Here is a 15,015-nt window from a genome sequence, read left to right as displayed (position 1 = left end):
CCCCGGCTCACAGCGCCTCCAGGAACCGCAGCAGTGCCGCGTTGACCTCGTCGGCGTGCTCCAGCATCACCACGTGCCCGCTGTCGGAGATCTTGACGAACTCGGCGTGCGGCAGCCGCCGGACGATCTCCTCGGAGTGCGTCACGGGGGTGATCATGTCCTTGTCGCCGACGACCACCAGCACGGGGGTGTCCGCCAGCGCGGCGAGGGCCGGGAACCGCGAGTGCGTGGCCAGCGTGCGCAGGTAGCGGGTCACCGTGTCGGCCGACGTGCGGGAGTTCATCGTCTCGACGTACGACACCAGGGCCGAGCTGGGGTGGCGGGTGCCGAAGCCGTACCTGCGGGTGAGCAGCCAGGCCACGTTGGTGGTGGACCTGCGGGCCCGGTCGATCACCGGGCCGCCGTAGCGGGTGACGTTGCCGACCATGTAGAGCACCGGCGTGCCGACGCGGCCGAGCAGGGCGGGCGCCACCAGCTTGGTCTCGGCGAGCAGACCGCCCGAGGTGGCCATCAGCACGGTGCCCACGACCCGGTCGCCGAACAGCTCCGGAAAGAGCTCGGCGAAGGCCATGATGGTCATCCCGCCCATCGAGTGGCCGACCAGCACCAGCGGCCCCTCCGGGGCGGCGCGGTCGATCACCTCGCGCAGCGTCCGGCCGAGCGCGGTGAGGTCGTACTCACCGGTCTCCAGCCGCCCCGACCGGCCGTGCCCCGGCTGGTCGTACGCGACGATCCGGTGCTCGCCCCGCTCGGCGAGCAGCTTGCGCTGGAAGTGGAAGGTGCCCATGTCCAGGCAGAAGCCGTGCACCAGCACCACGGTCGGGTTGCCGGGGCGGGGGCGGGTCGGCTCCACCACCTCGACGTGGATGTCGGTGCCGTCGGGCATCTCCAGCCGGAAGGACTCGTCGTACCGCTGTTCGTCGAAGACCTCGCCCGCGTACGGGTCGGTGGGGTCCGCCTTGAGCTTGCGGATCAGGGCGCGTTCGGTGGCGACGCCGGCCGCGAGCCCGGCGGCGGCGACCCCGACGGCGGCCAGCGCGCCGACGGCCGCCCTGGCGTGCCCGGTACGCGGCAGCGGGATGCGGGAGCGGGCTGTCACGGGCGCTCGCCGTCGTAGACGCGTGGCACCCGGCTGCCGCCGAACCGGGTGACGATCTCGTAGTTGATGGTGCCGGCCGCCTCGGCCCAGTCGTCGGCGGTGGGCCCGCCGTCGGCGCCGGTGCCGAAGAGGGTGACCACGTCACCGGCGGCCACCGGGTCGTCGCCGCAGTCGAGCACGAACTGGTCCATGCAGACCCGGCCCGAGATCGTGCGGCGCTTGCCGCCGAGCTGCACGGGGCCGCTGTTCGAGGCGTGCCGGGGCACCCCGTCGGCGTAGCCGAGCGGCACCACCGCGAGGTTGGCCTCCCGCTCGGTGGTGTAGGTGTGCGCGTACGACACGCCGGAGCCGGCCGGGACGCGCTTGGCGAGCATCACCCGGGCGCGGGCGGTCATCGCCGGGCGCAGGTCGTAGCGCTCGCCGGCCACCGGGGAGAGGCCGTAGACGGCCAGCCCGGGGCGGACCAGGTCGAAGTGGGTGTCGGGCCGGGTCAGCGTGGCGGCCGAGTTGGCCAGGTGCCGGTAGCGCGGCCGCAGGCCGGCCTGCTCGGCCATGCCGATCCCCTCGTGGAAGACGGCGATCTGGCGGTCGATGGTCGGGTGGCCGGGCGAGTCCGCGTAGACGAAGTGGCTCCACACCCCGACCACCTCGACCAGGCCGTCGGCCTGCGCCTTGGCGGCGGCGTCGAGCAGGGCCGGCCAGTCGGCGACGGTCGCGCCGCCCCGGGCCAACCCGGTGTCGATCTTGAGGTGCAGCCGGGCCGGCCGGCCGGCGGCGCGGCCCGCCTGGACCATCTCGTCGAGCTGGGGCAGGCTGGCGACGCCGAGGTCGATCCCGGCGGCGACGCCCTCGTGCAGCGGCAGCCCCGGCGCGAGGAGCCAGGCCAGCACCGGCACGCCGATCCCGGCCCGGCGCAGCGTGAGCGCCTCGTCCAGGGTGCAGACCCCCAGCCAGTCGGCCCCGCCGTCGAGGGCGGCGCGGGCGGCCGGGATCATGCCGTGGCCGTAGCCGTCGGCCTTCACCACCGCCATCAGCTCGGCGCTGGTGCCGGCCCTCAGCCGGCTCACGTTCTCGCGGATCGCGTCCAGGTCCACGCGCACCTCGGCCTGCCACATGCCCCCAGCCTACTTTCACCGCCGATCGCCCCGGCCGAGGCCAGCGCAGTCGACGCGGCCGAGGCAGGAGGCGGATCCGCTGAGCGGTGCCGACAGTGGCAGGAGGTGCCGCCGGTTCTGCCGGGGCCAGCGGGTCAGCCGAGACGGGCGATGACCGGGCGGAGCGCGTCGGCCACGTCCGGGGCCGTCACCGGCCCGCTCCGGGCCGCCTCCCGGCCGGCCAGCCCGTGCAGGTACGCGGCGGCGGTCGCCGCCCACTCCGCAGGCAGACCGGCCGCGAGCAACGAGCCGAGCAACCCGGCCAGCACGTCGCCGGTGCCCCCGGTGGCCAGCACGGGGGTGCCGGTCGGGTTCACGTACGCCCGGCCGTCCGGCGTGCCGATCACCGTACGGTCGCCCTTGAGCAGCACCACCGCGTTCATCCAGGCGGCCAGCCGCAGCGTGGCGGCGACCCGGTCGGCGCCCGGCTCCTCCCCGCAGAGCCGGGCGAACTCCCGGTCGTGCGGGGTGACCACGATCGGGGCGTCCCGCTTGCGCAGCCGGTCGGCGAGCGAGCCGTCGACCAGCAGGGTCAGCGCGTCGGCGTCGAGCACCACGGGCACCGGGGCGGCGAGCACCGCCCGCAGCTCCCCGGCCGCCTCCTCGCCGGTGCCCAGACCGGAGCCGCAGACCCACGCCTGCACCCGCCCGGCGTCGGCGACCCGACCGGTCGCGATCACCGACGGGTGCCGACGCAGCACGTCGGCCCGGGCCGAGCCGGCGTAGCGGACCAGGCCGGTCGGGCCGGCCAGCGCCCCGGCCACGGAGAGCACGGCCGCGCCGGGGTAGGTCGCCGAGCCGGTCGCGACGCCCACCACGCCCCGGGTGTACTTCTCGGAGGCCGGGCCGAGCCGGGGCCACCAGTCGGCGACGTCCGACCACTCGGTCACGCCCAGCGCCGGACTGCCCCGCAGCCACGGCTCCAGCCCGATGTCGACCAGCTCCACCTCGCCGGCCAGCGCGGCGGCCGGACCCACCACCAGGGCGGGCTTCAGCCCACCGAAGGTCACCGTCACGTCGGCCCGTACCGCGCTCGGGCGACCGGAGGCGGTCAGCGGCACGTGCCCGGTGTCGACCGCTACCCCGCTGGGCACGTCCACGGCGACCACGGCGGCCGGTTCGCCGTCGCGCCCGTGGTGCCGCACGAGGCTGGCGGCGAGCTGGTCGGCGGTGTCCCGCAGCCCGCCGCGCCCGCCGATACCGACGATGCCGTCCAGCACCAGGTCGACGGTCCCCGGCGGCCGGTCGACGATCCGCCCGCCCGCGGCCCGCAGCGCGGCCAGCCCCTCCGCGTGCGCCCGGCCGGGGGTCAGCAGCAGCGCCGACACGGTCGCGCCCCGCCGGGCCAGGTGCGCGCCGGCGTAGAGCGTGTCGCCGCCGTTGTCGCCGGAGCCGACCAGCAACAGCACCGGCGCCGCGTAGACGCCGCCCCGGTCGGCGAGCAGCAGCGCGCAGCGGCGGGCCAGCCCGGCCGCCGCGCGCTTCATGAGGGTCCCGGCGGGCAGCGTGGCCATCAGGCCCGCCTCCGCCGCGCGTACGTCCGCGACCCGCCACACCGATCTCATGCCACCCCGTTTCGTCCGATCCCCGGCGTGCCGCGAGCCGGCACGCCCCGGTCACCGTTCCGCGACCACCATCGCCGAGGCGATCCCGCCGTCGTGGGACAACGAGAGATGCCAGCGGTTGACCCCGCGCTCGGTGGCCGCCGCCGCGACCGTGCCGGAGACGGTCAGCCAGGGGCGACCGTCCGGGTCCGGCACGATCTCGCAGTCGTGCCAGCTCAGGCCGGCCGGGGCGCCGAGCGCCTTGGCGACCGCCTCCTTGGCCGCGAAGCGGGCGGCCAGCGACTCGGGCGAGCGCGGGTTGCCGGAGCGGGTGCGGCGCTCGGCCTCCGTGAAGAGCCGGTCGGCGAGCAGCGGTGTCCGTGCCAGGGCCTTGGCGAACCGCTCGACGAGGACGACGTCGATGCCGACAGCGACGATCACCCGCTCACCCTACCGGCGCGGGCGGCCGCAGATTAGCCGTCGGTTCGGCGCCGGGCAACGCCTGTGGACGACCGGACGTACGCCGGAAGGGCCGTCGTCCACAGGCCGCGCGCGGGGATGTGGACGACGCCTAACGTCGCGCCCGTCGATGTTTCCGCGAGGCGGGGGGCCGAGGATGACCGAGGAGCCGTTGACCGTACGACCCGACGCGCTGCGCCGGGCCGCGCGTGGGCTCGACGACGACGCGTACCGGCTGGCGCACGGGCTGGCCGGGGTGTCGGGGCTGGTGGTGTCCGCTGCGCAGTGGTCGACCGGGGCGGCGCTGACGGGGTTGGAGTCGGCCGTGCACGCCTGGTTCGGCGGGCTCGGTGCCCGGGTGGCCGGTACGGCCGGGGCGGTCCGGGCCGCCGCCGAGGCGTACGAGGCGGTGGACGACCGGGCGGCCGGACGGCTCACCGTACTGCCCCGGTGACCACGCCCCCGGCGACGGGCCGCCCGGCGCGGCCGGCGGGCCGGACAGCTCCGACGCGGCCGGCCGGACGTCCGGCGCACCCCGCCGAGCGTGCGACGGACGTCGGCTACCGGCAACTGTGGGCGGCCGACCCCGGCGCGTGGCGGGCCGCCGGGGTCGCCTGGCGGGGGCTCACCGGCCCGGCGGCGCGCCGGGCCGACGAGTTGGCCGCCGGCGCCGCGCTGCTGCGGGGCGGCTGGTCGGGCGGGGCGGCCGACGCCGCCGGCACCCGGCTCGCGGCGCTGCGTGCCGAACTGGCCGCCCTCTCCCCCGCCCTGATCGAGGCCGACCAGGTGCTGGCCGAGTTCGCCGGCCGGCTGGGTGCCGCCAAGGCCCGGCTCGCCGCCGCCGTGGCCCGCGCCGAGGCGGCCGGGCTGGGGGTCGACCGGCAGGGCCGGGTCACCGCCGGCCCCGCCCGCGCCCCGGCGACCGCCCTGGCCGGGACGGGCAGCACCGGGACGAACGCGCCCGGCACGGGTGGCACCGGCGCGGGCGGATCGGGGGCGGGCGGAGCTGGCGGGTCCGGATCGGGCGCGCACGGGTCCGGGGCGGGCGGCGCAGGCGCGGCCGGGGCGGGCGTGGCCGGGGCGGGCGTGGGCGAGGCGGGCGCGGCGATCCGGGCGGCCCTGGTGCTGGCCACGGCGGCCGACCGGGAAGCTGCGGCGCGGCTGGACGCGCTGGCCGACGCCGCCCGCGTGGGCTGGGCCGACGCGCCACCGCCCGGCCGCCCGGGGCCCGGCGCCGACCCGGGCGCGGTGCGGGCGTGGTGGGCCCGGCTCACCTCCGCGCAGCGCCGGTGGCTGGTCGCGCACGAGCCGGAACTGGTCGGCCGCCTCGACGGGGTGCCGGTGGCCGCCCGCGACCAGGCCAACCGGCTGCTGCTCGAAGCGCGGCGGGAGGAACTGCTGGCCGCGCGGCGACGCCTGCTGGAGCGGGTGCCGCGCGGGCCGGTCGAGCTGGCCGGGCTGGCGCGGGTCGGGAAGTCCCTGGCGGGGCTGGACGCGCTGACCGCCCGCCTGACCGGCGACGAGCAGCCCCGGGCCTACCTGCTGGGGCTGGGCACGGCGGGCGAGGGGCGGGCGGTGGTGGCACTGGGCAACCCGGACCGCTCGGCCCGGGTGCTGACCTACGTGCCCGGGATGACCTCCGGCCTGCACGACGTGCCCGACGAGCTGGGGCGGGCGGCCCGGGTGCTGTCCCGTTGCGCCACGCTCGCCCCCGAGCAGGAGGCCGCCGCGGTGCTCTGGCTGGACTACGACGCCCCCGACTTCCTGCACGAGGCGGCCTGGCCCGGCCAGGCCCGGGACGCCGGCCCCGCGCTGCACCGGTTCCAGGAGGGGCTGCGGACGACCCACGACGACCCACCGGGCCGGCAGACCGTACTCGGGCACAGCTACGGCTCGCTGGTGGTCGGCACGGCCGCCCGCGACCACGGGCTGGCTGCCGACGCCCTGGTCTTCGTCGGCTCGCCGGGGGTGGGCGTCACGCACGCGGGCGAGCTGGGCCTGCCGCCCGGGCAGGTCTGGGCGAGCACCGCGCCGGACGACGTGATCCGATGGGCCCGGTCACCGGACGAGTTGGCCCGCCGTGCCCTGCTGGGCGCGTCGCCGGTCGGTCCGGCGATCGGGGCGCTGCTCGGCGCGCCGGAGCGCGAGCTGTGGTTCGGGCAGGACCCGTCGCACCCGGGCTTCGGCGGGCGTACGTTCCCCAGCGGCCGGCACGGGCACACCGGCTACTGGGCGGCCGACAACCCGGCCCTCGACGGGATGGCCCGGGTGGTGCTCGGCCGGTGACCCGCGTACGCGGCGGGCCCCCGCCCACGGGTGCGGTGGACGGGGGTCCGGTGGCGGGGCGGCCGGACCTACTCGACCGTGACCGACTTCGCCAGGTTGCGGGGCTGGTCCACGTCGTGCCCCCGGGCGGCGGCGATCTCGGCCGCCATGACCTGCAACGGCACGGTGGTGACCAGCGGCGCGAGCAGCGTCGGCGTACGCGGCACGTAGATCAGGTGGTCGGCGTAGCGGACGACCGCCTCGTCGCCCTCCTCCGCGATCACGATCGTCCGGGCGCCGCGCGCCCGCACCTCCTGGATGTTGGAGACGACCTTGTCGTGCAGCATCCCCCGGCCGACCGGGGACGGCACGATGCAGATCACCGGGGTGCCCTTGTCGATCAGCGCGATCGGGCCGTGCTTCAGCTCACCGGCGGCGAAGCCCTCGGCGTGCATGTACGCCAGCTCCTTGAGCTTGAGCGCGCCCTCCAGGGCCACCGGGTAGCCCACGTGCCGGCCGATGAAGAGCACCGTCGGCTCGGACTTCAGGTCGCGGGCGAGCTCGCGGACGGGCTCGATCCGGTCCAGCAGCTCACGCAGCTTGCCCGGCATCTGGTGGAGCTGTTCCACCACGGCGGCCACCTCGTCGGCGAACTTGATGCCGCGCACCTGGGCCAGGTGCAGGCCGATCAGGTAGCAGGCGACGAGCTGGGTGAGGAACGCCTTGGTGGACGCGACGGCGATCTCGGGCCCGCCGTGGGTGTAGAGGACCGCGTCGGACTCGCGGGGGATGGTGGAGCCGTTCGTGTTGCAGATGGCCAGTACGCGGGCCTTCTGCTCCTTCGCGTGCCGCAGCGCCATCAGGGTGTCCATCGTCTCGCCGGACTGCGAGATCACCACGATCAGCGTGGACCGGTCGAGCACCGGGTCACGGTAGCGGAACTCGCTGGCCAGCTCCACCTCGCACGGGATCCGGGTCCAGTGCTCGATGGCGTACTTGGCGACGAGACCGGAGTGGTACGCGGTGCCGCAGGCGACGATGAAGATCTTGTCGACGTCGCGCAGGTCCTGGTCGCTGAGGCGGACCTCGTCGAGCATGATCTCGCCGGTCTCGGTGAGCCGGCCGAGCAGCGTGTCGGCGATGGCCTGCGGCTGCTCCTCGATCTCCTTGAGCATGAACCAGTCGTAGCCGCCCTTCTCGGCGGCCGAGGAGTCCCAGTCGATGTGGAAGTCCTTGCCGCTGGCGGGCTGGCCGGCGAAGTCGGTGATCTCGATGGTGTCGCCGGTGATGAGGACGATCTGGTCCTGGCCGAGTTCCACCGCCTCCCGGGTGTGCTCGATGAACGCGGCCACGTCGCTGGCGAGGTAGTTCTCCCCGTCGCCGCGCCCGACCACCAGCGGCGAGTTGCGCCGGGCGCCGACCACCGCGCCGGGCACCGCGGCATCGACGGCGAGCAGCGTGAACGCGCCCTCCAGCCGCTGGCAGACCACGCGCATGCCGGCGGCGAGCAGCTGCGGCCCGTCGGGGTGGCCGGCGGCGCGCAGGTCGGCGAGCGCGGCGGAGAGCAGGTGCGCCGCGCACTCGGTGTCGGTGTCGCTGGTGAACTGCACGCCGTCGGCCTCCAGCTCGGCGCGCAGCTTCGCGAAGTTCTCGATGATGCCGTTGTGGATCACGGCGACGCGGCCGTCGGGGGCCAGGTGCGGGTGGGCGTTGCGGTCGGTCGGGCCGCCGTGGGTGGCCCAGCGGGTGTGCCCGATGCCGGTGGTGCCGTCCCCGATGCCGATCGGGCTGGCCGCGCAGGACGTGGGATCCTCGGCGGCCCGTTCGGAGAGCACCTTCTCCAGGTTGGCCAGCTTGCCGGCCTTCTTCTCGGTCAGCAGTGCGCCGTCGCAGACGATGGCGACGCCGGCCGAGTCGTAGCCGCGGTATTCCAGCCGCCGCAGTCCGTCGAGCACGATGCCGAGCGCCGGGCGCGTGCCGGCGTAACCCACGATTCCACACATGTCCCGCAGCCTAACCCAGTTTCACTCATCACGCCTGCGCGAAAGCCGGGCATACGATCACTGAATTTGAGCGAACAGGGCGTACCCGGGCATCGTCCACGGCCTCGGACGCCGGTCGCGACGGCGGCTTCGGCGGGCTGAACCGCCGGATCGGAACGCGGTTGCGTAGAGGGGACACACCCGCCAGACTCTGACCGCCTGACCGCCCCCCACCGCCAGGGAACCGATGTCGACGCCGTCCACGACACCGCATCCGCACGCCCGCCGGCTGCTGCGGACCGCCCGTTCGCTCGCCCTGCTCGCCGCCCTGGCGACGTCGGCCTCCTGCACGGCCGAGGTGCCGCAGGCCGCGCCCCCGGCCTCCGCGCCACCCGCCACCGCGAGCGCCACCCCCGGCCCGACCTGGCCGGCGACCGTCGTCTACGAGGCCACCGGCACCGGGCTGGCCGACATCGAGTACTTCGACGCCGCCGGGCAGTTCCGCCAGCTCAGCGGGAGGAAGCTGCCGTGGCGGCTGAGCTTCGTCAGCGACGGCTCGACGCAGCGGACGGTGGTCGTCACCCAGCGCACCGACGACGCGCCCACGATGGGCTGCCGGGTCACCATCGGCGGCGTGGAGACCGGCCCGCCGAACATCTCGAACGGCGGATGGCGGGCCACCTGCACCGGTTGACGGCCACCCTCTCCTCCGGGCCGCGCCATCCGCGCGGTGCGTCCCGGCGACGGCGGCCCCTAGGCTGACCGAATGACGACGACCGACGATGTCGACCCGCTGGTGGCCCGGATGCGCCCGTTCGGGACGACCATCTTCGCCGAGATGTCCGCCCTCGCCGTGCGCACCGGCGCGGTCAACCTCGGGCAGGGCTTCCCCGACACCGACGGGCCGCCGGAGATGCTCGCCGCCGCGGCGGAGGCGCTGCGCTCGGGGCAGAACCAGTACCCGCCTGGTCCGGGCGTCCCGGCGCTGCGCGCGGCGGTGGCCGCGCACCAGCGCCGATTCTGGGGCCTGGAGTACGACCCGGACGGCGAGATCGTGGTGACGGCGGGCGCCACCGAGGCGATCGCCGCCGCCATCCTCGGGCTCTGCGAGCCGGGCGACGAGGTCGTCTGCTTCGAGCCCTACTACGACTCGTACGCCGCCTCGATCGCGCTGGCCGGCGCGGTCCGGCGCCCGGTCACGCTGCGCCCCGCCGCCGACGGCCGGTACGCCTTCGACCCGGCCGCCCTGCGCGCCGCGTTCGGCCCGCGTACCCGGCTGGTGCTCCTGAACTCGCCGCACAACCCGACCGGCAAGGTGTTCACCCCCGACGAGCTGACGCTGATCGCCGAGCTGTGCCAGGAGCACGGCGCGTACGCCGTCACCGACGAGGTGTACGAACACCTGGTCTTCACCGACGCGTCCAGCCCGCACGTCCCGCTGGCCACGCTGCCCGGCATGCGCGAGCGCACCCTGCGCATCTCCTCGGCCGGCAAGACGTTCTCCTGCACCGGCTGGAAGGTCGGCTGGGTGAGCGGCCCGGCGGCACTGGTGTCGGCGGTGCTGCGGGTGAAGCAGTTCCTCACCTTCGTCAACGCCGCGCCGCTCCAGCCGGCGGTCGCGGTGGCCCTGGCCCTGCCGGACGACTACTTCACGGGTTTCCGCGACGGCATGCAGGCCCGCCGCGACCAGCTCGTCGGCGGGCTGACCGACGCCGGGTTCGGGGTGCTCGCGCCGGAGGGCACCTACTTCGTCACCGCCGACGTCACCGGGCTCGGCGGCCGGGACGGGGTGGAGTTCTGCCGGTCGCTGCCCGAGCGGTGCGGCGTGGTGGCCGTCCCGACGCAGGTCTTCTACGACGACGTGGAGGCCGGCCGGCACCTGATCCGCTTCGCCTTCTGCAAGCGCCCGGAGGTGCTGACCGAGGCGGTCGACCGGCTGCGCCGCCTGGCAACCGGCTGACCCGGAGCACGGGCGTCGCGGCGCCTCCCGGGGTCGGCACCCCGGCGTCGGCCGGTTCAGCTGAGCAGACGGGTGAGAAACTCCCACAGGGCGCCCGCCCCCACGGCGGCGACGATCGCGGGCAGCGCACACCCGAGGCTGCGGCGGGGCGGTGGCTCCGCTGGTTCGACAGCGGAGGCGAGACTCCTTCTCGGCCGGCCGCTCGGACCCGGCGCGATGTCCGTGCGGGGCCGCGCGTCGGCTTCGCCACGTCGGGCCTGGGGCTCGCCGCGGACCACCAGTTGTCCCCGCTCATCCGTGAGGGCGATGCCCAGACCGTCCAGGCATACCGCATGCACCCGCTGCCAGTCCAGATCGGTCAGCACGCTCTCGCCGCGACGCCCCGGCAGCAGGACGCCCTCGACCATCGTCACCGGGCGGCCGAACCCGTCCCGGAACGGATGGCGTCCGACCGGCCCGTCGTTGTGGCTGCCGGTCACCATCAGGCGGCCGTCGGCCGAGCAGCCGGCCACGTCGATCCAGCCGGCGTCTCCGGCGAGCACCCTGGTCCTGTCCGGCCGGTCGGCGTGCCGCTCGACGATGCGACCGTGCTCGCCGGTAACCAGCAGCCGGCCGGTGCCGGGCACCGCCGCGCACGCCCGCAGCGGCCCCACCTCCTGTAGCAGCACCTCGGACCGCGGGTACCAGCGCCGCAGCGCGCCGTCCCACCCGGCCGAGACGAGCAGGTGCCGCTCGGGCCACGCGCAGCCGGTCACCCAGTCCCGGTGGCCGGTCAGGGTGGCCTGCTCCCGTCCGGTGTCGAGGTCCCACACCCGGACGGTCCCGTCGCGGCTGGCGCTGGCCAACCGCCTTCCCTCCGGGGCCAGCGCGCAGGCGGTGACCCTGTCCCCGTGACCGCGCAGCGCCGCAAGCTGTTCGCCGGTACGCAGCCTGACCGCCCGGATGGTGTGGTCAGCGGCTGCCACGAAGAGCACCCGCCCGACATGGTTGATCTCCACCGCCCCCGTGAGCACGGCTGCCACCCGGCTGACGGAGATCCGGTCGCCGGACGCCACGTCGAACGTCGTGATCGTGCCGTCGATGGTGGCCGTGACCACCGAACGCCCCTCCGGCGAGAACCGGCATCCCACCACCCAGGAGTCGTGGTCCAGGAGAGCGACCGACTGGGCCGAGCGGACGTCCCAGACACGCACCGTGTGGTCCCAGCTGGCTGTGGCAACCAGGGCTCCGTCACGGGAGAACGTCACGTCGGTGACCCGGGCGACGTGTCCGACCAGGCTGGCGATCCGCCGCTGACGGGACAGGTCCCACAGGTGCGCGGTGCCGTCGCTGGCCGCCCGGGCGCGTCGGAACACCGCGGTGAGGTGTCCGTGCCGGTGGGTGTTGAGCTCCCGCACCTGGACCACACCGTCGGCGGCGCCGTGGACGAGGGCCTGTAACCGCTGGCCGGGGTCGTGGCCGAGGTCCAGGTCGGGGAGGATGATGGGCCGGTTGCCGCCCCGGCCCGCCGGGCTGATGAGGAACGGCCACATCGGTCCGTCCGGACGACGGGCAACCGCGTTCGCACTCACCGCTCACTCCCCCACGGTCGTGTCGCGCAGACCCCGGCCGGGAAACTCCCGGTCGAAGCGGGCCAAGCGACGGGTGAAGCACTCCAGTACGCGCAACTTGGCCCGCAGCGACCAGTCGGCCCGCCTGCGCAGCTCCTGGGCGTTGCCCACGAGCTCGGCGTCGCGGGCGATGTCACGGCGCAGGGTGACCAGGCGCTCCTCCAGCACGCCCGAGGCCAGCCAACCCGCACTGGGATCCGTGGCGGCCTGGTGCTGCCAGCCCAGCGAGGCGAAGCCCACGTCGAGTTGCAGCGTGAGTCCGCGCAACAGCTGCTTCGCACCGGTCAACGCGGTCGTCACGCGGTAACGGATCCGGCGGCGGCGGGCGATGCGGAGTCGACGTTTGAGTGCGCCGTGCCCCATGCCGTCGAGCACCTGGAGCAGTCGGTCGGGCAGCAGTCCGGCGAACGGCACATCCACGTTGATCGGGGTACCCGGACCGACCTTCTCCATCAGCGGATAGCCGGGACCCGACCGCTCCCGCACCGCGCCGCTGCCCACGACCGAAACCGGGATCACCCGCAGGCCGGGACTGCCGCCGCCACCGCCAGCCAGCCTCTGGCGGCGGCCTGCCAGCCGACGCATCGCGGGGTAGCGCTCCAGCGCGAGCACCAGCCGTTCCCGGTCCCACGGCCGGCCGGCCGAGTCCGGGGCGTCCTCCAGGCAATCCCACTTGGTCACCACCACCTGGACCGGGCAGTCCGCCCCCTCGGTCCACTGCACGCAGGTCTTGAGCAGGTGGTCGAAGTCGTTGCGCTGCCGCGGATCGTCCTCGCAGTCGCGCAGTCGGACGCCGTCCACGATCAACAGGACGGCATCCGCGGCTCCGACCCGTCGCGCCAACTCCGCCCGGTCGGCCGGACCGATTCCCGTACCGCGTTCGATGAACTCGCCGGCGTAGTCGAAATAGCGCAGCCGCAGGACAGGAAACTCCTCGTGGTCCACCCGCACCAGGCAGTCGAACTCGTACTCCTGGACCGTGTCCGTGCTGGTGTGTTCGGGCCAGTCGATGCCCGGTGCCCGCACCGCCATCGCATGTCGCGACAGCGCGTCCCGTTGCTCGACGTCCGGGCAGATGATCCGGTAGCCCCGGCCGGGCCGATGCTCGTCGTCCTCCAGCTCAGCGAACATGACCGCCATCAACGTCGTCTTGCCGACCCCCACACCCCCGAGGGTGACCACGTTCATCCGTGGCAGCGAACGGATCGCCCGGCGGACGTGGGTTTCGCGCGGTGTCAGCTCCTCGTCATCGACCGGCCCACCGGAGGCCGCGCCGAACTCCTCCTCCCCCTCCATCCGGTCGGGCGGATCCTCGTGGGGGAGGGTCTCCTCGGCTGCGTACGAGTACGCCGACTCCGACATCGGGAAACCGCGGTCCGACTGGCCGAGTCCGCCCGGCGGATGGGGCAGGTCGGAGGCGGCCCGGGCCCAGTGCCGTTCCAGCTCGTCAACGATGGTGTCGTACTCGGCCGCCCGTCCGGCGGCCGACCTGGCTCGCTCGACGTCGAGGTTTTCCTTCTGGTCCTCCGCCCACCGGTGCGCCCGTGCGGTCTCCTCCAGCGCCAACGCCGAGTACCGCATCTCGCCGAGGTTGAGGCTACGTTGCGTCAACCGTTCGTACGTGGTCGTGCCGGAGTTGAACTTGACCAGAGCCGGAGCCAGGTCCACCAGGATGAACAGCGCCCGTACCGCCCAGATCCCCAACGCCAGGGCGGCGTGCTCAGCCGCCAGCCGGTGCAGCGCCTCGATGCGCTCCAACAGGCCGACAGGCCCGAAATTGTCCTTCTTCTCCTGCACCTCGGCGTCGATGTGCGTCCGTCGCGTCTCGATCCATTTGACGCTCTCGTCGTGGATCTTCCCGGTCAGCTCCTGGAGCTGGCCCGTCAGCGTCGCGGCGCTCTTCGTCAGTTCGTCGAGCCGGTTGAGCTCGGCATAGCGCTCCGCGTCCCCGGTCAGGCGCTTGCAGACGGGCCCGTCACCGTATCGCCCGGTCTGCCCGACGCCGGGCTTGCCCAGGCACTCGTCCTGGGACTTCCTGACGAGGGCATCGTGGTGTTGGCGCAGCGGGGCGAGCGTGGTCCGCAGGTCGACGAGCTGCTGCTGCTTCGAGCTGTACTCGTTCTGCAACGCCGTGATGACCTCGGGCGTCGGCACGACACGCTCGGCGCATTCCTCGCCGTCCCGGCGCGAGGACGTTCCGGGTCGGGTCCCGGCAGTGCCGGGCGTCGCCGCTGGAGCCGGGACGGCACCGCCGGCGGGAACCGTGGCCGCCCCCGTCTGGTTTCCGCCTTGCGGAGTCGCGACGGCCAACGGGTTGCAGTGCTCCCATTGCGCCCGCAACTCGTTGACCTCCATACGGCGCAGATCGTGCACCTTCTCGGTCACGGCACTGTGGAACACCACCAACACCAACGGCTCGGCGACGACGACGCCGAAGATCAGAGCCATGCCCATCCGGATCAGGACCGTCCACAGCTTCCGCAGCCCGCTGCTCGACAGGGGGGTGGCGACCAGCCAGCGGTCGAAGTTCAGGATCAGCAGGAACCACAGCCCCGCCGCAGGCAGTACGGCTCCCGCGCCGGCCTCGGGGAAGGCGATGAAGAGGGCCACCGACATGGAACCGAACGCCATGAGCGCGGTGAAGAGCACGGCACCACCCATGCCGGTGTACCGGGCGCGTTCCTGCGGCACCCAGGCGAGCAGCGTCTCATCGACCCCACAGAAGCCACGAAGGAGACGTCCGGCGTCCCACCGGCCCGGTAGCGCAGCGGGTGCCGGCCGGCCGGCGATGCCGGCCAGGGTGGCCCGGTCGTCCACCTCCGGGGCACTGACGCCGCCGGCTGCGGCCGGATCGTCGCGAGGTGCCCCCGGGCCTGGTGCTGCCGGGCCGTCGGAGGAACTGCCCGGCTGGTCGTCTGCGGTCATCGTCCGTCCTTCGGGGC

At 74.6% G+C, this 15,015-nt stretch carries 11 protein-coding genes; 4 read left to right on the top strand and 7 right to left on the bottom strand.

The window, feature by feature from the left end:
* Positions 1–7: 7 nt before the first annotated feature.
* From ACGFIR_RS18765 to ACGFIR_RS18750, 4 genes are all read right to left on the bottom strand, one after another.
* Positions 8–1,099, bottom strand: a complete 1,092-nt coding sequence (locus tag ACGFIR_RS18765) for an alpha/beta fold hydrolase (protein WP_393146209.1) — start codon at positions 1,097–1,099, stop codon at positions 8–10.
* A complete protein-coding gene (alr, locus tag ACGFIR_RS18760; protein ID WP_392998508.1) occupies positions 1,096–2,214 on the bottom strand; it encodes an alanine racemase in 1,119 nt (372 codons plus the stop codon). The genes ACGFIR_RS18765 and alr overlap by 4 nt, the downstream gene beginning before the upstream one ends.
* Positions 2,215–2,348: 134 nt before the next feature.
* Complete coding sequence (locus tag ACGFIR_RS18755; RefSeq protein WP_393146207.1) at positions 2,349–3,818, bottom strand: NAD(P)H-hydrate dehydratase; 1,470 nt, start codon at positions 3,816–3,818, stop codon at positions 2,349–2,351.
* A gap of 51 nt (positions 3,819–3,869) precedes the next feature.
* The gene (locus ACGFIR_RS18750) at positions 3,870–4,238 is read right to left on the bottom strand and encodes a holo-ACP synthase (protein ID WP_088998407.1); all 369 of its coding nucleotides are present in this window, start codon (positions 4,236–4,238) and stop codon (positions 3,870–3,872) included.
* A gap of 175 nt (positions 4,239–4,413) precedes the next feature.
* Between ACGFIR_RS18750 and ACGFIR_RS18745 the strand changes: the two genes are divergently transcribed.
* Complete coding sequence (locus ACGFIR_RS18745; protein WP_393146205.1) at positions 4,414–4,710, top strand: type VII secretion target; 297 nt, start codon at positions 4,414–4,416, stop codon at positions 4,708–4,710.
* On the top strand, positions 4,707–6,542 hold the full coding sequence (locus ACGFIR_RS18740; RefSeq protein ID WP_393146203.1) for an alpha/beta hydrolase: 1,836 nt from the start codon (positions 4,707–4,709) through the stop codon (positions 6,540–6,542). Before ACGFIR_RS18745 ends, ACGFIR_RS18740 begins: the two co-directional genes overlap by 4 nt.
* A 68-nt stretch (positions 6,543–6,610) precedes the next feature.
* On the opposite strand, the gene glmS is transcribed toward ACGFIR_RS18740, so the two are convergent.
* Positions 6,611–8,524: a glutamine--fructose-6-phosphate transaminase (isomerizing) gene (gene glmS, locus ACGFIR_RS18735; protein WP_393146201.1), complete on the bottom strand. Its 1,914-nt coding sequence runs from the start codon at positions 8,522–8,524 to the stop codon at positions 6,611–6,613.
* A 226-nt stretch (positions 8,525–8,750) separates the two neighbouring features.
* Between glmS and ACGFIR_RS18730 the strand changes: the two genes are divergently transcribed.
* Complete coding sequence (locus ACGFIR_RS18730) at positions 8,751–9,197, top strand: MmpS family transport accessory protein (protein ID WP_393146199.1); 447 nt, start codon at positions 8,751–8,753, stop codon at positions 9,195–9,197.
* Between the two features lie 72 nt (positions 9,198–9,269).
* Positions 9,270–10,463, top strand: coding sequence for a pyridoxal phosphate-dependent aminotransferase (locus ACGFIR_RS18725; RefSeq protein ID WP_393146197.1), 1,194 nt, complete (start codon positions 9,270–9,272; stop codon positions 10,461–10,463).
* A gap of 56 nt (positions 10,464–10,519) precedes the next feature.
* Here ACGFIR_RS18725 and ACGFIR_RS18720 read toward each other — a convergent pair whose 3' ends face one another.
* Positions 10,520–12,034 (bottom strand): WD40 repeat domain-containing protein, encoded by a 1,515-nt coding sequence (locus ACGFIR_RS18720; RefSeq protein WP_393146195.1) that lies wholly within the window; start codon positions 12,032–12,034, stop codon positions 10,520–10,522.
* Positions 12,035–12,037: 3 nt separating this feature from the next.
* Positions 12,038–14,998 (bottom strand): DUF4407 domain-containing protein, encoded by a 2,961-nt coding sequence (locus ACGFIR_RS18715; protein ID WP_393146193.1) that lies wholly within the window; start codon positions 14,996–14,998, stop codon positions 12,038–12,040.
* Positions 14,999–15,015: the final 17 nt, after the last annotated feature.

It is taken from the genome of Micromonospora sp. NPDC049051, assembly GCF_043197575.1.
GTDB lineage: Bacteria > Actinomycetota > Actinomycetes > Mycobacteriales > Micromonosporaceae > Micromonospora.
Note: the sequence above shows the minus strand (reverse complement) of the source record. Positions and strands in the feature narration are given on the sequence as shown.